Raw genomic sequence first — 21,097 nt, forward strand, 5'->3', positions numbered from 1 at the left:
ATGTTTTTAAAGGTTAAAACAAAGCGTTGCAAACTGTGTTTTTGGAAGATTGATTTCGAGTATTCTATGTGTTCTATAACTAATAAATAGTTATTTAAATCTTAAAAATGAAGGATTTAGCCCCAAAGAAAAATAATTATTGCTGCCAGCTAGGTTTAACGTAGAATGTGCATAAGACAAGCTTAATTTTTCAAGGTGCAGCGAAAAACCGAAGGAAAAACCAGATAAACCGCCCAAACCACTAATACTTAATTCTCTACTTTGCTGTAAGTTGTAGCCAGCTTGTAGGTTAAAACTCTGAGACAATAGAATTTCTGCCCCAAAAATAAAATGCTGGCTAAATTTATTTACAAAGCTATTTTTATTGTTTTTGGTTTCGCCACCTACTAAATCAATATCCTCATTAGCATTTGGATTACTGTTACTTAAATTAAACTGCTGTAAATTATTATACGTAATATGATATTTAAAAGGTGCATATCGCAATTTTTGACTAAACGAAAAAGCCATTTGAAAAGGTAAATTTTCTCTACTTTGATCAAAAGCACTTAGTTGGTAGCCTATATTTTTTAATAGAATTCCAGTAGCAATATTACTACTGGAGTCTTTATAAGTTACGGCTAAATCCGTAGCGATGGCAAAAGAGTTATAAATATCATAAGAGCCATAAATTATTTTGGCATTTGCACCATAATATATTTTCTCTTTCCAATTTTTAGCATAACCAACATTTAACAGGTAATCTCCGGCTGTAAAATTACCACCAGTTGGGTTTCCAATTTCCGTGTATTCCTCAAAATTGCCATAGTTAATAAACATTAAACCTAAAGAAATAGTCTCTTTTTCTTTAAACTTAAGACCGTATTGTGCGCTTCCGAAGTTAATATCAGATATATAATTACTGTAATTTAATGAGGTTGCATTTTGATGACTTGCATTTATTAAAGACGGATTTGCAAATGTTTGGTTAAACTCGGCATCGTTTGCAACAGGAAAACCGTTACCTAAAGCGGCAACTTTGGCCGAATTTGGCAAATTTAAAAACCTAAACACACCTTTACCTCCAATTTGTGCTTCGCAAATTGCTGAAAAACAAAATATTGCATAAAACAATAAAGAGATAAACTTTTTAAACATGATATGGCTAATTTAGCTTTAATTATGAATATTAATAAAGACCTTTTAGAAAAGGAGTTTAGTTTTAAAACCTCAAGAAGTGGGGGCAAAGGCGGGCAAAATGTAAACAAGGTAGAAACTAAGGTTGAATTAATTTGGCATTTTAGCACTTCTGCGTTATTTACTGATGAGGAGAAAGAAAGAATAGCCTTGAATTTAAGTAACAGAATTTCGAAAGAGAAAATTTTTAGCGTAACCGCAGAGGAAGATAGATCGCAACTGCGAAACAAAGAAATTGCCATAAAAAAAGCTTTTTATTTGATTGCTAAAAGTTTGGAGTTGGTTGCAGAAAGAAAAAAATCTAAACCTAGTTACGCATCTGTAAAGAAAAGGCTAGAGGGTAAAAGAAAGCAAGCTTTAAAGAAAATTAACAGAAACAATAGTTTTGATTAAGATAATTGCCCATGCTATTAAAATTCGGTTCAAATAACAAAAACCCAAATCTTTGGAAATGGGCTTTTTAATATTTGCAAACAATAACTTAAATTTTAAGCATGTTTTGTTAAAAAATCTTGATAAGCTAAAGCGATACCTTCTTTTAAATCAACTTTATGTTTCCAGCCTTTACTGTGCAATTTGCTAACGTCCATTAATTTACGTGGAGTACCATCTGGTTTAGTGCTATCAAAAACCAATTCTCCTTCAAAACCAATAATATCCTTAATCATTAAAGCTAAATCTTTAATGGTTAAATCTTCTCCGGTACCCACATTAATCAAGTGAGGTTCGTTGTAATTTTGCATTAAAAAATAGCAAGCATCCGCTAAATCATCGGCAAATAAAAACTCACGCATTGGGCTTCCGCTCCCCCAAATGGTTACGTTAGCATCATTTTTTTGCTTAGCTTCATGAAATTTTCTGATTAAAGCAGGTAAAACATGCGAGTTTTGTGGGTGGTAATTATCATTGTAACCATATAAATTAGTTGGCATTGCCGATATATAATTACAGCCATATTGTGCTCTATAAGCATCGCACATTTTTATACCAGTTATTTTTGCAATTGCATAAGGTTCATTAGTTTCTTCTAACAAACCTGTTAGTAAATACTCCTCTTTTAATGGCTGTGGAGCCATTTTAGGGTAAATACAGCTCGAACCTAAGAACATCAACTTAGTAACGTTGTTTAAATAGGAGTTATGGATAATGTTATTCTGTATTTGCAAATTGTCGAACAAAAATTCGGCTCTGTAAGTATTGTTAGCTATAATTCCACCAACTTTTGCAGCTGCTAAAAAAACATATTCTGGTTTTTCTGTTGCAAAAAAATCAGCGACAGCTATTTGGTTCCTTAAATCAAGTTCTTTTGATGTTCTGGTAATGATGTTTTGATAACCTTCTTTTTCTAGTTTTCTAACAATTGCAGAACCTACCATGCCTCTGTGACCTGCTACATAAATTTTTGATGATTTTTCCAAAGCTATTTTAATCTTAATTTGCCCAAAGATAAAATTCTTATTTTGCTTTAAAACTCTTTAAATTAAATAGTTTATATAAATAAGTAGGAAATCTTATTTTTGCAGAAAATTAAACAATTGGCGAAAAGAAAATTACAACGTTTTACAGAAATTGGCACTTTTGCAAACGTAAAACAATTAGAAGAGGGTAAAGAGTTTAAAGGCCAATGGGCAAAGTCTTTTTTTAACAATAACAATCCAGTTGTATTGGAGCTAGCCTGTGGCAAGGGCGAGTATAGCGTTAATTTGGCTAAGAAATTTCCTGATAAAAACTTTGTAGGTATAGATTATAAAGGTAATAGGTTGTGGGTTGGTGCTAAAATGGCAATTGATGAGGGAATTAGTAATGTTGGCTTTTTGCGCATACAAATTCAAAATATTATGGATTATTTTGAGGTAGGGGAGATTGATGAAATTTGGTTAACTTTCCCAGATCCACAAGCCCAAAGTCCATTAGAGCGTAAGCGCTTAACAAATCCTATGTTTTTAAATAAATATAAAACTGTTTTAAAAGAAAACGGAATTATGAATTTAAAGACAGATAACGATGGTTTTTTTAAATATACATTAGAGAAATTAGAAGAGTTAAATATTCCAACACTTCAAAAAACAACTGATGTATATAAAGATTTTCCTGGAGATGAAATTTTATCAATTAAAACGCATTACGAGCGTATTTACCTTCAAAAAGATAAGAATATTAATTATGTAAGATTTGCTTTTTAGTTTAGATATTAGATTGCAGACGATAGATAAGAGCGTCATAAGTGATTGGTTAAGAGAGAATAGAGCTTTTAGCTTTACGCATTTAGCCTTCAGCATTGTCAAAATATGGATAGAGCTTCTTTTTTTGAACAGGTTTATCAGGTAGTTCGTTTAATTCCGGAAGGTAAAGTAACTTCTTATGGGGCAATTGCCGCCTATTTAGGAATAAAAGGTTCATCAAGAATGGTTGGTTATGCCATGAATGGTGCTTCTCTTATTTTGCCTCAAATTCCTGCTCACAGGGTGGTTAATAGAAATGGTTTGCTAACAGGTAAATTCCACTTTGAAAGCCCAACAAAAATGGAAGAGTTATTGGCTGCAGAAGGTGTTATTGTTAAAAATGACAAGATTCAGAATTTTAAAGATCATTATTGGGAGCCGAGTTTAGAATTAGATTTAGAAAAGTGACTTTGACCACAAAGCCAAAAAAAAATCATAAAGTTTAACAGGAGATTTCAAACATAGATAACGCAAAGTGTTATTTAAAGTATGAATAGGTATAAAAGTATCTGCGTAAAACAGCGAAATCTGCGGGAGAAAAAATGTTTATGAATTTCGATATTTAAGAAGCCAAAAAGCTTTTTAGGTTAATATGTAGATTTTGATTTTTTTAATATTTAGATGTTTTCTACATAAACCAAAAAAGCCTCATTCGGTTAAGATGAGGCTTTTAAAAAATTATAGCATCGCTATAAAATCATCAAATAAATATCTCGAATCATGAGGGCCCGGAGAAGATTCTGGGTGGTATTGTACCGAAAAAGCATTTTTACCTTTTACTCTAATTCCTTCAATAGATTTATCGTTTAAGTTGATATGCGTTATTTCTACTTTATCTGATTTTTCAATATCACTAGCAACAACACCAAAACCATGGTTTTGTGAAGTAACTTCGCAATGGTCTTTAATAATGTTTTTAACAGGATGGTTTAAACCACGATGACCGTTAAACATTTTAACCGTACCAACACCGTTTGCCAGCGCTAATAATTGATGACCTAAGCAAATGCCAAATAATGGTTTATCGGTAGCTAAAATTTCTTTTACAGTATCAATAGCGTAAGGCATTGCAGATGGGTCGCCAGGGCCATTCGAAATAAAATAACCATTTGGAGCCCATTTTTCCATTTCTGAAAAGCTAGTTTTTGCTGGAAAAACTTTTGCGTAAACACCTCTTTCAGAGAAATTTCTTAAAATATTTTTCTTAACTCCTAAATCTAAAACGGCAACTTTTATTTCAGCATTTTCATCACCAAAAAAATAAGGTTCTTTGGTGCTTACTTTAGAAGAAAGTTCTAAACCATTCATAGATGGAACTTCGGCTAGCTTTATTTTAAGTTCTTCAATATCTAAAATCTCAGAAGAAATAATCGCATTCATTGCACCTTTATCTCTAATATGACGCACAATCTCTCTGGTGTCAACATCAGAAATTCCAACCATATTCTCATCCTGAAAATAATCTTGGATTGATTGGTCAGCTTGTTTTCTACTGTAAGGAATATTGAAGTTTTTACAAACTAAACCTGCAATTTTTATTCCATCAGACTCTGATTCTTCATTGGTTATTCCATAATTACCAATATGAGTGTTGGTGGTAACCATAATTTGACCAAAATAAGAGGGATCAGTAAAAACCTCCTGATAACCTGTCATTCCGGTATTAAAGCAAATTTCGCCTGTTGTGGTTCCAATTTTACCTGCGGCTTTACCGTGGTAAACTGTTCCATCTGCTAAAAGTAGTACTGCCGGTAATTTGGTGTAATATGCGCTCATTTTAAAGGTGTAATTATGTGTTGTTTAGGATGTATTAAAAAAGAAAAAATAGAGGAAAACGCTTCCGCGGATGTGCTTGTAGGAAATAAGGAATTCTTATTATTCATCTCGGGGTGCAAAATTATCATTTTTTAGATAAAATCCGATATTATTTTAGTTTTTAATTTTAAGAACAATCATTTTTTTAACTTTGGTAAATTTTACAATCCTTAAAAAAACCAAAAGTTATGTCGGTACATAAAGAGCTGAAGAGAATAACCACCCATATTTTACAAGAAATGAAAAATAAGGGAGAGAAAATAGCCATGCTTACCGCTTATGATTATTCTATGGCTAAGGTGGTAGATGAAGGTGGGGTAGATGTTATTTTGGTCGGAGATTCAGCATCGATGGTGATGGCAGGGCATGAAACAACTTTACCAATCACTTTAGACCAGATGATTTACCATGCTTCCTCAGTTATTAGAGGTACAAAAAGAGCTTTAGTAGTTGTAGATTTGCCTTTTGGTTCTTATCAAGGTAACTCAAAAGAAGCTTTAAGTTCTGCCATTAGGGTAATGAAAGAATCTGGTGCACACGCAGTAAAGTTAGAAGGTGGTGCAGAAGTTGCTGAATCTATTGAGCGTATTGTGGCAGCAGGAATACCTGTAATGGGGCATTTAGGATTAACACCACAATCAATTTATAAATTTGGTACTTATACGGTTAGGGCAAAAGAAGAAGCAGAAGCTGATAAATTAAAAAGCGATATTTTGCGCATACAAGAAGCAGGTTGTTTTTCTGTAGTATTAGAGAAAATACCGGCTAAATTGGCACAAGAAGTTACAGCAAGTTTAATAATACCAACTATTGGAATAGGAGCAGGGCAACATTGTGATGGACAAGTTTTGGTAGTTAATGATATGATTGGCTTAACAAAAGGTTTTACACCACGTTTTTTACGCCAGTATTTAGAGATGTACGATCAAATTAATGGAGCAGTACAATCTTATATTAAAGATGTAAAAAGCGGAAGTTTTCCTAATGAGAAGGAGCAGTATTAGTTAGTTAGTTAGTTAGTTAGTTAGTTAGTTAGTTATTAAAATTGCGTAAAAATATTGCTTCCTAAAAAGGAAATACAAAAATGAAAAACGAACTATCAGATAAAGAGTTTTATAAAATTACCGATAAAGATATTCTTTATGAGGATAACCATTTAATAGCTGTTTATAAAAAAGCAGGTTGGATTGTGCAAGTTGATGATACCAACGATCCATCTTTAGATGAAATGGTGAAAACTTACATTGCCGAAAAATATAATAAACCAAATGGGGCTTTTTTAGGTGTTGTGCACCGATTAGATAGACCAGTAAGTGGTGTAATTTTGTTTGCGAAAACTTCAAAAGCTTTAGACCGGATAAACAAAATGTTTAAAGAGCGTGATATGCACAAAACATATTGGGCTGTTGTACGCCAAAGGCCAAATGAAATGGAAGGGAATTTAGTTCATTATTTAATTAAAAATCCTAAGAAAAATATAACAACTCCGTACAATACAGAAATTAAAGGTAGCCAAAGAGCCGAACTTAATTTTAAAGTTTTAGGTTACCAAAACGAATATTATTTAATAGAAGTTGACCCAATCACTGGTCGTCCGCATCAAATAAGGGTACAATTATCAACTTTAGGTAGTCCAATTGTTGGCGATAACAAATACGGCTACCCAAGAGGTAGCAGGAAAAAAAGTATTGCTTTACATGCACTTAGGTTACAATTTATACATCCTATAAAAAAAGAACCAGTTAATATATTTGCCCCTTTGCCAAGAGATGGTTTTTGGGAAAAATTTGATAACTTTTTACCAAAGAAATAAGGTTAAAAAATGAAAGTTTAAAAAAATCAGGATTTTACATTATCCACAACTTTTGGTCCTTTTAATTTTATCAAATTGTCAACAATTACATCAATTACATTGCTACGTTGGCTAATCATTCTATCTGCTAAAGCCATTAATTTCTGAATGTTTTTAGGGTCGGCGGCATCTAATTTTTCTTGAACGCTTTGTAAATTTTGAGGCTCTAAACGTATGTAATGATCAGGAATACCTAAAAAACTAAAAATTTGTTTCATGTAAAAATGACTAGTTTCTGTGGATGCACTCATCATCATATCTAATAAAGCCGGAACTACAAAAAGCGCTTTAGTATCTCTTAATTCGTCACTATCATAAGATTGCTTTGAAACACCAGTACCTAAAGAAAGTATATGAATGTCGTTAGGGAATAAATCATCAGGTTCTTTTTTAATTTCAACAAATGCGCTTAAAGATGGGTTTGTGGCAAATATACCACCATCTAACAGTGGGTAGCGTACCCCAGCAATAGAGTGAATTTCTGCTACACTAAAGTAGGTAGGTGCTGCAGATGTAGCTCTGCAAACATCTCTTACATAAAAATCTCTACTATCGCCTCTTTCTTTGGCAACTTTTTGTCTAAATATGTGGGCTTTTCTAAGTTCAATATTGTAGGCTGTAATAATGCAAGGTTTTATCAGATCACTTAGCTTAACATCTTCAAAATAATCTAATAAAATTTTCTCTAAAAATTCGGCATCGTAACGCTCTGTTACCCAGCCAATATCAGCAAATACTTTTTTAAAGCCTTTACTTTCAAAAATTTTAGGTCCGTTTTCTACATATAGGTTTAACGCATCTCTTGCACTAAATCTTGGCTTTGTTGGGTCTTCTTTAGAAGGGCAAAGTAATAAACAAGTTAAAATTCCGCCTGTACTTGTACCTGCAAAAAAATCGAAGTATTGAGCTATATATGCATTATTGTTACCGGTTTTTTTTCTTAATCGATCTTCTAATTCTGCTAAAACCATCCCAGGTATAATACCTTTTATTCCGCCACCGTCTATAGATAAAATTGTTTTCATTTTACTAAATGTAGCAATAAATAACAAAAAAGTAAATAAGGGGCTAGTTTCTGAAATTTTGGGTAACCATTAAACCATAAATTCCTCCATCTATAATTCCAATACCTACTCGGCCAAATTTTGGGTTTAAAATGTTAGCCTTATGCCCGGGAGAATTCATTAAGCCTAAATGAGCAATTTCTACAGTTTGAGCCAGTGCTAAATTTTCGCCAGCGGTGGTGTATTTTATTTTTCGCTGTTTTATTCTATCAAAAGGAGTTTCATTCTCCAAATTTATATGAGAAAAGTAGCCCTTTTTAAACATATCTGTAGAGTGAAACCGAGCAACAGTTCTTAATGAAGTGTCTCTTGCTAAAATTCCCAACCCTGCTTTCCTACGTTCCTGATTTACCAAAACTAAAAGATGGTTTTCATATTTCTCATTAGCATTTACATTATTCAAATTAAAATGTAAATAAATTGTTTCATCAGATTCTGGTTCTATGGTAAGTTTGCTGATACTTTGTTTTACCTGCTCGCTAATTTCTGGAGCTATTTTTTGATCAAGAGTTTCTATTTTTTGTGTTAAGATACCTGCTACATAACTCTCTCTAGTATCAATTGGTAAATTAGGCCATAAAGGTATAAATGAAAATATTAATGCAATAATTGCTGCATAAAAGAACCCTTTAACAATACCAGGTAAAATGCCTCCCAGCTTATTAACTGAATTTTCTTGAGTGCTTTTAGGTATAAATTTGATTAGCCAGTATATAATTATACCAATAATTAATCGATTGATAAAAAGGCTAATAATAAACGATAAAGGAAAAAGCCACCTTTCTTGTAAATGAAAATTATCATCTAAAAAAGTGGCTATATATTGGTAATTTAAAAATGCAATTAATATGCTAATTGCCAAAGCTAAAAATTCTAAAAAGCCTAAGATAAATCCACGAATATAACCTAAGTATATAGCTGATAAAATAATTATCAGTAGTATAATATCAACATAGTTAAACATATTTTGATATTACAAAAAGTAATCCAAAAGAGGTTAAAAGATAAAAATTAGCTGATGTAACTTTCTAAAATCTTAAAGCCGTTATTGGTGCTCATCACAACTTTTTGTGTAGTTGCCGGAATTAAAACGCAATCGCCCATTTGTACTGGCAATTCTTCAATACCATATTTTAAAGTGTAAGCACCTTCAACACAAACATGAATGATAAAGCTATCTAAGATGCTATAATCTCTGGCAACTTCTTGCGTGTAATCTAAAATGTTGGTTGTAAAATATGGGCAATCAATTAATTCTACAGCTTGGTTTAAATTGTCTTGATACGGAGTTTTGTATTCTTTATAAAAATTATAGTCAATTGCATCAATTGCTTCTTCAGTGTGCAATTCTCTTAAATTTCCTTTGTCGTCTTTTCTGTCAAAATCATAAATACGGTAGGTGATATCTGAAGTTTGCTGAATTTCTGCAATTAACAATCCTTTACCAATGGTGTGTACCCTGCCAGCAGGCAAAAAGAAAACATCGCCAGCTTCTACTTCTTCTTTATTTAAAATATCAGTTAAATTACCAGCATTAAATTTTTCTAAGTAAAGTTCTTTATCAACTTCTTGATTAAAACCCGCTATTAATGAAGCATTTTTATCAGCTTGTAAAACGTACCACATCTCTGTTTTGCCAAAAGAATTATGGCGTTTTTTTGCCAGTTCATCATCAGGGTGTACCTGTATTGATAAATCTTCATTTGCATCTATAAACTTTACTAACAACGGAAATTCGTTTCCAAAACGATTGTAATTTTTTATACCTAAAAGATCAGCCTTATATTCCGCCAATAAATCTGCTAAAGAGCTACCTTGTAAAGAACCGTTTGCAACAACAGAAACATCAGATTTTACACCAGATATTTCCCAAGTTTCGCCACAGTTTGGAAGTGGAGAATAGTCTTTTCCTAATTGGGTGTTAATTTTATTACCACCCCAAATTTTATCTTTAAATATTGTTTTGAATTTTAATGGATATAGCACAAATGTGAAATTAGAAATTTTGTATTTTATTTAAACATTAGAACTTAATAGGCGCTATCTTGTCCTTTTATGGTTACTACAACAGTTTGGATTATAATTTTTAAATCAAGCCAAATGCTCCAATTTTCAATATACCAAACATCGTATTCAATTCTTTTAATCAATTGTTCTTCGGTTTTAATTTCGCCCCTAAAACCATTTACTTGGGCATGGCCAGTAACACCAGGTTTTTGGTAATGCCTAATCATGTATTTCATAATTATTGCAGAGTACTCTTCTGTATGTTTTAGCATGTGTGGGCGTGGGCCAACAACAGACATTTCTCCTTTTAAAACGTTAAAAAATTGAGGCAATTCATCAATACTTGATTTTCTTAAAAATTTGCCCAGCTTAGTTATTCGTTTATCGCCAAGGGTAACTTGTTTACTATTTGCTTCAGCGTTCATTTTTAAGCTTCTAAACTTAATACATTTAAACGGTTGGTTGTTTTTCCCAGACCGCTCTTGTAAAAAGAAAACAGGACCTTTTGAGTCTAGCTTAATTAAAATTGCGATAATTGGCACCAACCAACTTAACAAAAATATAGTCACCAAAGTACTAAATACGATATCAAAAAGGCGTTTTTTAGCTTGTACTGCAAAATCTTCTAACGGTTCTGATCTTAAAGAAAGTACCGGAACATCATGCAAGTAATCGAAATGCACCTCTCTTTGAACAAAATAGAATAAATCAGGTACAAATCTAAATCGCATGCATAAGTTCTCTGCAGATTGTGCAATATGATAAATTTGCGGATAAACTTCTGGAGAAAGGGTGCAATAAATTTCTGTTATTTGGTTATTTACAGCATACTGAATAGCATCATCAAGTGTTCCTAAATATTTAAAATCTTCATCGTTTTGAGAAATCTCTTTTTCAGAAAAAGAACCTAAAATATTAAGTGTTTTGTTAGTTTTTCTAAGCTTAATTGCTAATTCTTTAGAAAACTTGTTGTTACCTAAAATGATAATTTTGTTTACAGCTCGTTTTTTTCTTCCAATATATTCTGCAACTTTTAGAAATGCAACTCTACTTAAAACCAAATAAGTAGCAAAAGCAGAAAAACTGATGATTAAATACTGTTGATTATAGTTATACCTTGAAAAGAAAAGATAAATTAATAATAGTATCAGGTATATAATGAAAGCCCTATTGGTACGGCGGGCAAATTTTTTAAAGTTTAAAATCTTATCATTTATATAAACCTCTGTAATATAAGAACTCATTAACCAAAAAATATTATTCATGATAAAGAATACTACATGGCTAATATTTGCAGAATCTGACTGGAAATTATAATTAAGTAAGAGTATTAAATGTAATAAACATAAAAAGCCTAAATCTGTAAAGGCAAAAAATATTCTGAAAAAATTATCGAATCTACTGTTCATTTATGCTTAACTATTTTACTTTTTCGATTTTTTTGATACAATATTGATTAAATTTTTGTAAAACTTTACGATAATTTTAAGCCTGTTTAAAATTTATCTAATAATTTGTTTATACTTATTTGTGGCTACAACTTTAAACAGGCTCTTAATTCAAAAAAATTAAACTCAAAGTTAATCTAAATAATATAAGATTTAAAAGCCTAAATAAATGAAAAGTTTTTTTAAGCTTTATTAATGGTTTAAAAATCTAAATTATAATCCTTTTTTCTTTTGATCAAAATTGTGAATATAGTTATAAGTACTTTCTATGTTAGCTTTAGAAGAAGCTCCAAACAATATAGATTCAATATTTGGCAAGTCGCACACATACTCTATAGCATCTTTAGGGTGTATTGCCCCACCTGCTAAAACCTGCATTGCTATTGCTCTTAATTTTCTTGTTTTTAAAACATCTTCATAAACAGCATTACCACCAGACATTCTAAATCCTGCTTTATTAATTGAAGCACAAATAATTGGGTTTTCAATACCACCTTTTTCTAAAACATCTAAAAGTTTAGGCATATTCATGGTAATAAAGCCCGCCTCCACATTATATTTTTTCTTTACATATTGATGGAAAGCGATTAAAACTTCATCAGCTCTTAAACCCAATAAAAGATCGGTAATTACATTTTGCAAAAAGATTACTGGCGTATTGATTCCTTTAAACATTTTCATCTCTGCATCTACCAATAACTCCATTATAGATAGGTAATCTTTAGAAATAAATGCTACACCGCCTTTAAACATAGAACCAAAAAAATTACCCGGCACATACTGTTTTATGGTTCCAGCAATGCCAAGCTCTGTTACTGCATTAGCATATTTGTGAGCATAAGGCATACAAGGGTAAATGGTAAAATCTTTATACTTTTCAGGCTCGCTTCTAATGGTGTTACAAATATTAACTATCCTATCATGGGTGGTACACATAAAGGTGTTAATTCCTACAGATCGGGCTTCATCTAATGTTTTAATGATAGCACTATCTTCTTTAAATTTTATAGATTGTGCCCTTGATTTTTCGTCAGATATATGATTAACGGCGAAAAACTGATTATCGCCAAATAGTACTCTTTCCATAATTTTATTTTGAATTACTTTTAATTAATTCAATTGCTTTGTCTGTAAACCAAGCGCTTTGAAATGTGTTAATTGTATTTGGAACTTTACCTAAAATAGTATCAATAAAATAATCTACTTGGCTGGTATATTCTTCGCCACGTAAATTAAAATCTACAGGTTCAGTTAAATCTGTAATGTTTTTTAAATTCCAACCGTCTGTATAACCTGCTAAAGATTTTGCGTCTTTTAAATAAACTTTTAGTTCACTTGCGTCTGATATTATTTTACCGTTTGTGCCAGAAATTGTAATAGTGGTTGACATTTTTCGGTAGGTTTCATCGCTCCAGTTTACAGATAAAACGCCTTTTACGTTATTGTTAAGTTCTAATAATGAATAAACAGCATCTTCTACATTTACTGAATAAATAGAATCTAAAACGCTTCCTTTTACAGATGATACTGGTGCAAGTGTATCATTTATCAAATCTATAACATGTGAAGCATAATCTAGTAAACAACCGCCACCAGCTTTAGGGTCTGATCGCCAAGTAGCTTGCTGGGGTTTGGTAACAACTGGGCCGTAAGACTCCCCAACAAAATGATGGATTTTGCCTAAAATGCCAGTGTTAACTAATCGTTTTACTTCTTTAAATGTGCCAATAAATTTATTATGGTATCCTACTTGGTTTATAACTTCTTGTGTTGCAGCTAAACTAACTAATTCTTGCCCTTCTACAGATGTTAAACAAAATGGTTTTTCTGCAAATACATGAACTTTTTTGTTAAGTAAATCTTTAATAATGGAATAATGAAATTTAGTAGGTACGGCAACAAAAACTGCATCAGGCTTAGTTTCATTAACCATTTTTTCATAATCTGTAAAGCAATTAAATTTCCCGTAACGACTAAGAAAATCATTAACCATTTTAGAGGTATCACAAACACCCACAACCTCTACATTTGGATTTGCGCCGAGTATAGATAAATGGGAGATACCCATTTTTCCCGCACCTATTAATGCAACTTTTATCATAAATTATGTATTGTTATTTCTTGATTATTTTGTACGGTATTAACACCGATAATGTTTGTTTAAATTTAAAAATTTTGATAAACAATTTGTTTTAACCTGTTTGTTTTATTAAAAGGGACAATATAATTTTTTTTGATCTATTGTTAAACAGTTTTTGGTTTAATTAAAGCAATTTTAGTAAAAATGATTAAATCTTTTCAGATCTTTTCGAATTTATTGCGCTTAACAACAGAAAGATCAATTTTAGCTAAAAATTTATCTTTTAACCTTATATTGGCTTATTAATAAAAATAATAGCTTTTGAGTTAAGTTTAGTGAAATTAAAAAGCATAAGGTAAGAATGATTTTTTTGTTGAACCAGATTTTAAACATAGCTAAAGTTTTAAATGTTTTTATCTGTTTAGGCTTTAATTATTTCATTAAGTAACCATCAGGGTAATCAAGTTTTTTTTCTTAATTACCCCTAGTTAAAAGGTTTTACTATCGTATGTTTTTCTAAAATTATTTAAACTTTTAAAAGAAAAATAGCGTATAAAAATTTGTAATAGATTAATGGAAACAATGTTCATACAATTATGATTTTCAATAGCTAAATAATACTTATTATTAATAATGAATAAAGATACGAAAGTTTTGTTTGCAAGTTCGGCAGGAGGGCATTTAGATGAAGTTTTGCAGCTAGAAGAATTGAGAAGCAAATACGAATATTTGTTAGTTACCGAAGAATTGGAGAGCACAAAAGCACTCAAAGAAAAGTACAATGTAAAATACATTAGGCCTGATGTAATGGGAAGAGGAGTTAAATACATCTGGAGTATTTTGGTTAATTTTTACCTGTCATTCTTCATTTTAATCAGTTTTAAACCAAAAGTTATCATCACAACAGGTAGTCATACCGCATTCCCCATGTGTGTTTTGGGTAAATTAATGGGAATTAAAATTATCTATATTTTATCGTATGCCAGGGTAAATAGTAAAGCAAAAACAGCTAATTTAGTTTATCCATTTGCAGATTTGTTTTTGGTACAATGGGAATCGGCACAAAAACTTTATCCAAAATCAATTTATAAAGGAGGTTTATTTTAATGATATTAGTACTTTTAGGAACATTCAAAATTGAATTTAGCCGCCCAATTTTAGCTATAGAAAATGCAATTAAAAGTTGGGAAATTAGTGAGGAAATCATCGTTCAAGCAGGACATACAGCCTTCAAATCTGACTTTATGACGATTAGAGCATTTATTGAACCTAAAGAATTAGATAATTTGTATGAGCGAGCGGAAATAATAGTAACACATGGAGGCGTTGGTTCTATCCTTAGAGGGTTTAGAATGAAAAAAAAAATAATTGCTATCCCAAGGTTACATAAGTTTAAAGAACATGTGGATGATCATCAAATAGATATTTTAGAAGAATTTGCCAGACTTAATTATTTAATACCTTGGTATGAGCATGATAAATTTGCAGATGTTCTTGCCAAAGCTCGCAAATTTGAACCTTCACCATTTGTATCAACTAAAAAAGATTTAGAAGGTTTTTTAGTAAATTATATAGACAATTTATAAAAATTAAATTATACAATTCCTTTGCTAATTAAATCAGCACAGAAATAATAAAGCTTAAAAATGAATCATAATTTAAAAACAAAATTTGACCTTTGTGTTATCGGAAGTGGACCAGCCGGTATTATTACGGTACTTGAATATGTACGTGTAAATCCCGAGAAAACGGTTTTATTGGTAGAATATGGTTTTCCTGGGCAACAGGTTAAAAACGATTTGGACGATTCTATTGTTATTAAGAATTTAGTAAACCACCACGACCCTTACGAATGTACAAACAAAGGATTGGGCGGAACTTCTTTAACTTGGGGCGGTAGGTGTGTAATGTATGATGAGATTGATTTTTTAAAAGATAGGCCAGTTATAAACGGTGAATGCACTTGGGATGTTAGTTTGTTTGAGGAAGTGAAAAAACACGTTTCTGCAACAGCCGTATATTTTGAATGCGGCGACCCCGTTTTTAATGTAAACGAAATACCAGAATTTGCAGGCAGCAGAATTGCCGAAAATTTTAAAGAAGGCGATGTAACCGATAGTTTATTAGAGCGTTGGAGTATGCCAACACGTTTTGGTTCTAGATACCGTAAAGAATTAGAGGATTGTAAAAGCATTACTTTGTTAGAGGGGTATGAAGCAAGAGATTTTACTGAGCCAGATGCTAATGGTAATGTTTCTTCTTTAACCATAAGAAATGTGAAAAACGGAGAGGTAACTACAGTTGAAGCAAATAGTTTTGTTTTAGCAGCAGGTGCACAAGAATCTACAAGAATTTTATTAAGAAACACCAAACTTTTTAAAAATTTAGGTTTTACACCGCCAGCTTTGGGTAAATATTATCAAGGACATGTTTTTGGGAAAATTGCAGGAGTAAAGTTTTATGGCGACCCTAAAAAAACAGATTACGGTTATTTGCGTAATCCGGATGGGACTTATATCCGTAGAAGGTTTCATTTTACACAAGAGTTTATGCTTAAAAAGGATTTATTAAACACCATTATATGGATTGATAATCCTCTTTACCATGATTATAGACATAAAAATGGAGCGATGTCTTTTATGTACTTAGCCATGATTACACCTGTTTTAAAAAACATGTTAGCTCCACCAGCAATTGCACATTCTATTACCAAAGGAGAAACAAAAACAGTAGGAAAACACATCTGGAATTTCCTAAAAGATTTACCCATGTCGGTGATAACTCCAGCTAAAATATTTTCGCAACGTTATTTAGTAAAAAGGAAATTGCCAGGTGTATTTTTATATAACCCAATGAACGAGTATTCGCTAAACTTTCATGCCGAGCAAGTTCCTGTAGAACAAAACAGAATGGAGCTAGATCAAGACGGTGAAACATTAATTCTTCATTACGATTTGATGGATGCAGATGTAGAATCGGTTATCAAATCTCATGACGAAATTGATAAATATTTAAGATCAATAAATTGTGGTGAAGTGGTTTATTGGTATCCAAAAGAAGAATTAGCTAAAGCCGTAAGAAATGTTTCTAAAGACGGAATTCACCAAATAGGTACCACTAGAATTGCAGATACTGCACAAGAAGGTGTTGTTGATAGAGATATGAAACTATATGGAACTAATAATGTTTATGTTTGTAGCAGCTCGGCTTTTCCAACATCTGGCCATGCAAACCCAACATTCTTTTTAGGTGCTTTTGCAGTAAGATTAGCAAACTTTTTGAAATGAGAAAAATTGAATTGATACCAGGAATAGCATCTTCTGTACTTGGTTTTGGATGCGCCCCAATTTTGGGTTCTATTAATAAAAAAACAGCACAGTATGCTTTAGATTTTGCTTTAGATAATGGAGTAAACCATTTAGATTTAGCAAGGTCTTATGGTTATGGCGATGCGGAAGGTTTTGTAGGTAATGCCATTAAAGGTAAAAGAGATAGCTTAGTTTTAGCCAGTAAATTTGGGATAGAAGCCAATTGGAAAGCCTCTTTTATGAAACCTTTAAAACCGATAGCTAGAGAAGTTAAAAATTTCATCAAAAAAAATAAGCAGCAAACACTCACAGTCACAAATTCTAAAAATGTTGCTGATAGATTTCTGGATCGTATTGTGCCTTTGAGAGGAGAATTGATGCGTAAAAGCTTAGAGAAAAGTTTGAAGGAGTTAGGTACAGATTATCTGGATTATTTCTTTATTCACGAACCTTTTCATACTGTAACTTATATTGACGAAATCAATGAAATGGCGAATAAGCTAAAAGAAGAAGGTAAAATCAGAGCTTTCGGAATTGCTTATATGCAAACTCAAGAGCATTTGCATCAAAATTATTTAAACTCATTTGATATTTTACAGTTTGATAAACCTGCAGAATTAGAAGATTATAAAAGGTTAGTGAGTACCAGAGGCACAGAAAGAAACATTCTTTTTTCGCCAATGAAAGGTGGTGGGAATGCCACAGCAAATGAGAAGCTTAAAAATTTATTGAACGATTTTAATCAAAGCATTGTGCTTTGCTCTATGTTTAATTTGGCGCATGTGAAGGAGAATATTAGAATTGCTGGGGAGGATAATTAAGTCATTATCGAAATGGTAAGGTGTAAATGTTTCTTAAAAAAATTGCTACAAAATTATTACGTAATTTTGAGATTTTTTGACTTCAAAACAGTTGATGACTTTGTAGTTTTCTGATAAATAAATCATTAAAAACTAAGCTCTTTTTATTTCGAGCGCTTTGATGGTCTCATCATAAATCTGTTTTCACTCGGTTTTTTATTATGGGTGTTTCCCCGAAGAAAAATCGGGGTCGTGTTTTACAGGACTACACTCCGTTTCGGTATTTTTTTTGAAAAATGTACAAACCCTTTCAACCGCTAACATATTAGACTTTAAACAGAATTTATTGGCTCACCTTAAATTATCTTTTTTAAAAAAGAGCTACTCAAGCCATTCGGTGTATTAATACAAAAACAGGTTCCCTATTAAATATAGAGAACCTGTTTTTTAGCGGTTAAGTTGGTTGTTCACTACCTCTTAACCACCAATACTTTAGCTATCGTTTCTTGATTACCTACAAGCTTTATTAAATAGCTTGATGATGGTAAATCTCCTACTTCTAATGTAATCTCTGTTGCTTGTGTGGCAATTACTTTTTTCTGTACCAATCTACCATTTAGGTCTACTAATTCTATGCTGGTAAACTTTCCTGACTCAAATACTATATTTACTAAATCTGTACTTGGATTTGGATAGATTGTCACTTTTGAATCATTTGCTAATGCTACTTTCGCACTTCTTATCCCTAAATCTTCTCTAGCTCCATCTAAATCTACTTGTACCAATTTATAATAATTATCTCCACTTTTTGGTGTTCTGTCTGTGTAGTTATATAAGCTGCGTTGAGTGGTTGTTCCATTTCCTTTTATTGTACTTATCACTACAAAGTTTTGTCCGTCTGTTGATTTTGATATTTCGAAATAATCATTGCTTTGTTCTGCAAAGGTATCCCACGTTAACAATACTGTTCCGTCTGTTTGTAATTTAGCTGAGTATTGGTTAAAAGTTACTGGTAATGTTGCTCCAACTACAATATTAAAAATAGCAGTAATTGTTCCTCCACTTCCATCATTTGCTATCACATCTATACTTACCGTTCCAACATTTGCATTTAATGGTGTGCCAGAGAATGTTCTTGTTGCCCCGTCAAAACTTAACCATAATGGTAAAGCTCCACCACCATTTAATTGTGCCGTGTAGGTTAAAATTGCGCCTGCATCCATATCTGCAAAGGTGTTTAGAGCAAATTGGAAATTGAATGCCTGATCTTCTGTTGCGTTTTGATTTGGAATGGCGTTAGCTACTATTGGTGCATCATTTACATTATTTATGTTGATAGTAAATACTTTTTCGTAACTGAGTGAGCCTTGGTCTGTTGTTCTGATTCTTACTGAGTAGCTATTTTTTACCTCAAAGTTTGGACTATCGGTAATTCTTAAACTGCTTCCGCTGATGTTGAAACTTGCATTATCTGTACTTCCTGCTCCTGCTACCAAAGTATAAGTGAAAGTATTGCTCGCATCTGGGTCGGTGGTAGTGAATGTGCCGACCTGACTGTTTGCTGCTACATTTTCATTGATACTATTCGCTGATAAGGCAATATCCGTAGGCGTTTCGTTAACATTGTTGATTGTTATCGTGAATGTTTCTTCATAGAATAAGCCTCCTTGGTCTGTGGTTCTGATTCTTACTGAGTAGCTATTTTTTACCTCAAAGTTTGGACTGTTTGTAATTCTTAAATTAGCTCCGCTTATGCTGAAACTTCCATTATCAGTATTGCCTGTTCCAGCTACCAAAGTGTAAGTGAAGCTATTGCCTGCATCCGGATCGGTTGTAGTTAAAGATCCTACTGTAGAATTGGCGGCAACGTTTTCGTTGATGCTTGTTGGTGATAAGACAATATCTGTTGGAGCATCATTAACTGGGGTAATATTAATTTGAATTTGACCAAGTACTACGGTTTGACCTCCGCCGGAACCCGTATTCCCGTTATCATTTGCGGATACAGTTAAGGTTGCTGCATTTAGTCCACTTAGATTTGCTGGAGGCGTGTATACAACATTGGTATTAATATTTAAATAGGTCTCAATATTTTGTACTGTTCCTGTAAAAGTACCTGTAGAAGTACCAGGACCAGTGATATTTACTCCTGTCCCAAAAGGATTTGCATAATTCAGAGTTCCTTGATTAACACTGAGAGTCAAGGTTACATTGTTGCTCCCTGCATCAATATCATTAAAAGTCCCCGACGATAGTGCACCGCTTAGGTCTGCATTTATAGCATCCTCTACCACAGTAACAGAAGCAGGTAGTCCCGTAAATGTCGGGTCATCATTTACTCCTGAAATGTTAAAAGTTACTGTGGCTGTATTAGAGTTTACAGTACCATCATTGGAAACAAAAGAAATAGAGCCAGCATTGGTGCCAAACAAATTGGGTGTTGGTGTAAATGTTGCTGCATCCAATGCAGTATTAATAGCTGTCAGGGTTCCTGATGCAGTGAAGCTGGATGAGCCATTTCCTCCGCCTCCAAAAGTAATTCCAGCGGTGCCAAGAGAAACCGTACCTCCAGTTATGGTAAAGGTCACCGATTGATTGTCTCCGTTGACATCAGTAATCTGAATATTATCAGCTAATGCTACTGCCACGGCATCTTCTTGAACTGTAGGTGCTGTAGGTGCAGTGGCAACGGGAGCAGCATTCACAGGTCCCGTAAATACTGAACCATAAGTGAAGTTATCTATCGCAACATAAATGTCTGTTGCTTCTATTCTAATTTCATCCACATCATAAAAATCCGGGTCACTTGCGTAATCTTTTACCCCGTTGAAGTTAATTGTTTTAGCAGATCCGGTCGGATTTCCATTTTTATACCCCCTAATAGTACCACTTGTACTGGACCCAAAACCTCCTTCTTGTATATAGATACTCCTAAATTGAAATTCTGATCCTCCATTGCGACTAATAGTCCATCTTGTTAGCGCTCCGGACACTACATTATTATCGGACAAAGCCCTCGTTCCTCCCTCTCCCATATTATTATAAAACCCAACACCATATTGGTTGGTCAAGTTTGAGGCAAATGTAAATCCTTCAACTGAATGTTGTTTGACAATCTCAGTTCCGTTTGGTGCGCTAACTTCAGAATTAAAATCAATAACAGTAACCTGCGCAAATCCTTGCTGTGGGAAACTTGAAAGTAAAAACGCAATTAAAAAGAGTGGCAGAAGTAGAATTTTTTTCATCTTGATGTGGGTTTAATAAATTTGAAACATTTAAAAATCACTTGAAACAGAGTTTAAATCGCCTTAAGAGATTTATTTTG

At 32.7% G+C, this 21,097-nt stretch carries 19 protein-coding genes; 9 read left to right on the plus strand and 10 right to left on the minus strand.

The window, feature by feature from the left end; genetic code table 11:
- Positions 1-90 precede the first annotated feature (90 nt).
- Complete coding sequence (porQ, locus tag ACFSSE_RS12235; RefSeq protein ID WP_379040237.1) at positions 91-1,137, minus strand: type IX secretion system protein PorQ; 1,047 nt, start codon at positions 1,135-1,137, stop codon at positions 91-93.
- 3 nt (positions 1,138-1,140) lie between these two features.
- Between porQ and arfB the strand changes: the two genes are divergently transcribed.
- Positions 1,141-1,569, plus strand: coding sequence for an alternative ribosome rescue aminoacyl-tRNA hydrolase ArfB (arfB, locus tag ACFSSE_RS12240; RefSeq protein ID WP_379040236.1), 429 nt, complete (start codon positions 1,141-1,143; stop codon positions 1,567-1,569).
- A gap of 95 nt (positions 1,570-1,664) precedes the next feature.
- Here arfB and fcl read toward each other — a convergent pair whose 3' ends face one another.
- Positions 1,665-2,594: a GDP-L-fucose synthase gene (fcl, locus tag ACFSSE_RS12245; protein WP_379040235.1), complete on the minus strand. Its 930-nt coding sequence runs from the start codon at positions 2,592-2,594 to the stop codon at positions 1,665-1,667.
- A gap of 117 nt (positions 2,595-2,711) precedes the next feature.
- Here fcl and trmB point away from each other — a divergent pair, with 117 nt between their 5' ends.
- Together trmB and ACFSSE_RS12255 are read left to right on the plus strand one after the other, a co-directional pair.
- A complete protein-coding gene (gene trmB, locus ACFSSE_RS12250; protein WP_379040234.1) occupies positions 2,712-3,359 on the plus strand; it encodes a tRNA (guanosine(46)-N7)-methyltransferase TrmB in 648 nt (215 codons plus the stop codon).
- Between the two features lie 105 nt (positions 3,360-3,464).
- Complete coding sequence (locus tag ACFSSE_RS12255; protein ID WP_379040233.1) at positions 3,465-3,806, plus strand: MGMT family protein; 342 nt, start codon at positions 3,465-3,467, stop codon at positions 3,804-3,806.
- A gap of 270 nt (positions 3,807-4,076) precedes the next feature.
- On the opposite strand, the gene carA is transcribed toward ACFSSE_RS12255, so the two are convergent.
- Positions 4,077-5,174 carry a glutamine-hydrolyzing carbamoyl-phosphate synthase small subunit gene (gene carA, locus ACFSSE_RS12260; RefSeq protein WP_379040232.1) on the minus strand — a complete coding sequence of 366 codons (1,098 nt, stop codon included), beginning with the start codon at positions 5,172-5,174 and terminating at the stop codon, positions 4,077-4,079.
- 227 nt (positions 5,175-5,401) lie between these two features.
- Here carA and panB point away from each other — a divergent pair, with 227 nt between their 5' ends.
- On the plus strand, positions 5,402-6,217 hold the full coding sequence (gene panB / locus ACFSSE_RS12265) for a 3-methyl-2-oxobutanoate hydroxymethyltransferase (protein ID WP_379040231.1): 816 nt from the start codon (positions 5,402-5,404) through the stop codon (positions 6,215-6,217).
- A gap of 80 nt (positions 6,218-6,297) precedes the next feature.
- Positions 6,298-7,026: an RluA family pseudouridine synthase gene (locus ACFSSE_RS12270; RefSeq protein ID WP_379040229.1), complete on the plus strand. Its 729-nt coding sequence runs from the start codon at positions 6,298-6,300 to the stop codon at positions 7,024-7,026.
- Between the two features lie 26 nt (positions 7,027-7,052).
- Here ACFSSE_RS12270 and ACFSSE_RS12275 read toward each other — a convergent pair whose 3' ends face one another.
- The 6 genes from ACFSSE_RS12275 to ACFSSE_RS12300 all read right to left on the minus strand — a co-directional run bounded on the left by ACFSSE_RS12275 (position 7,053) and on the right by ACFSSE_RS12300 (position 13,685).
- Positions 7,053-8,090, minus strand: coding sequence for a patatin-like phospholipase family protein (locus ACFSSE_RS12275; protein WP_379040227.1), 1,038 nt, complete (start codon positions 8,088-8,090; stop codon positions 7,053-7,055).
- A 43-nt stretch (positions 8,091-8,133) separates the two neighbouring features.
- Complete coding sequence (locus ACFSSE_RS12280) at positions 8,134-9,093, minus strand: CvpA family protein (RefSeq protein WP_379040226.1); 960 nt, start codon at positions 9,091-9,093, stop codon at positions 8,134-8,136.
- Positions 9,094-9,140: 47 nt separating this feature from the next.
- Positions 9,141-10,115 (minus strand): type I phosphomannose isomerase catalytic subunit, encoded by a 975-nt coding sequence (locus ACFSSE_RS12285; RefSeq protein ID WP_379040225.1) that lies wholly within the window; start codon positions 10,113-10,115, stop codon positions 9,141-9,143.
- 44 nt (positions 10,116-10,159) lie between these two features.
- Positions 10,160-11,545, minus strand: coding sequence for an undecaprenyl-phosphate glucose phosphotransferase (locus ACFSSE_RS12290; protein ID WP_379040224.1), 1,386 nt, complete (start codon positions 11,543-11,545; stop codon positions 10,160-10,162).
- Between the two features lie 252 nt (positions 11,546-11,797).
- A complete protein-coding gene (locus ACFSSE_RS12295; protein WP_379040223.1) occupies positions 11,798-12,670 on the minus strand; it encodes a hypothetical protein in 873 nt (290 codons plus the stop codon).
- Between the two features lie 4 nt (positions 12,671-12,674).
- Positions 12,675-13,685, minus strand: a complete 1,011-nt coding sequence (locus tag ACFSSE_RS12300; RefSeq protein ID WP_379040222.1) for a Gfo/Idh/MocA family protein — start codon at positions 13,683-13,685, stop codon at positions 12,675-12,677.
- A gap of 612 nt (positions 13,686-14,297) precedes the next feature.
- Between ACFSSE_RS12300 and pssD the strand changes: the two genes are divergently transcribed.
- The 4 genes from pssD to ACFSSE_RS12320 are packed head-to-tail and all read left to right on the plus strand — an operon-like array spanning position 14,298 to position 17,793.
- Positions 14,298-14,771, plus strand: coding sequence for a PssD/Cps14F family polysaccharide biosynthesis glycosyltransferase (gene pssD / locus ACFSSE_RS12305; RefSeq protein ID WP_379040221.1), 474 nt, complete (start codon positions 14,298-14,300; stop codon positions 14,769-14,771).
- Positions 14,771-15,250: a PssE/Cps14G family polysaccharide biosynthesis glycosyltransferase gene (pssE, locus tag ACFSSE_RS12310; RefSeq protein WP_379040220.1), complete on the plus strand. Its 480-nt coding sequence runs from the start codon at positions 14,771-14,773 to the stop codon at positions 15,248-15,250. Before pssD ends, pssE begins: the two co-directional genes overlap by 1 nt.
- 60 nt (positions 15,251-15,310) lie before the next feature.
- Positions 15,311-16,951, plus strand: coding sequence for a GMC family oxidoreductase (locus tag ACFSSE_RS12315; protein WP_379040219.1), 1,641 nt, complete (start codon positions 15,311-15,313; stop codon positions 16,949-16,951).
- Positions 16,948-17,793, plus strand: a complete 846-nt coding sequence (locus ACFSSE_RS12320) for an aldo/keto reductase (protein ID WP_379040218.1) — start codon at positions 16,948-16,950, stop codon at positions 17,791-17,793. The genes ACFSSE_RS12315 and ACFSSE_RS12320 overlap by 4 nt, the downstream gene beginning before the upstream one ends.
- A gap of 449 nt (positions 17,794-18,242) precedes the next feature.
- Here ACFSSE_RS12320 and ACFSSE_RS12325 read toward each other — a convergent pair whose 3' ends face one another.
- Positions 18,243-21,017 carry a putative Ig domain-containing protein gene (locus tag ACFSSE_RS12325; RefSeq protein ID WP_379040217.1) on the minus strand — a complete coding sequence of 925 codons (2,775 nt, stop codon included), beginning with the start codon at positions 21,015-21,017 and terminating at the stop codon, positions 18,243-18,245.
- Positions 21,018-21,097 lie beyond the last annotated feature (80 nt).

The organism is Pedobacter alpinus, assembly GCF_042684645.1.
Classification (GTDB): Bacteria; Bacteroidota; Bacteroidia; order Sphingobacteriales; family Sphingobacteriaceae; genus Pseudopedobacter; species Pseudopedobacter alpinus.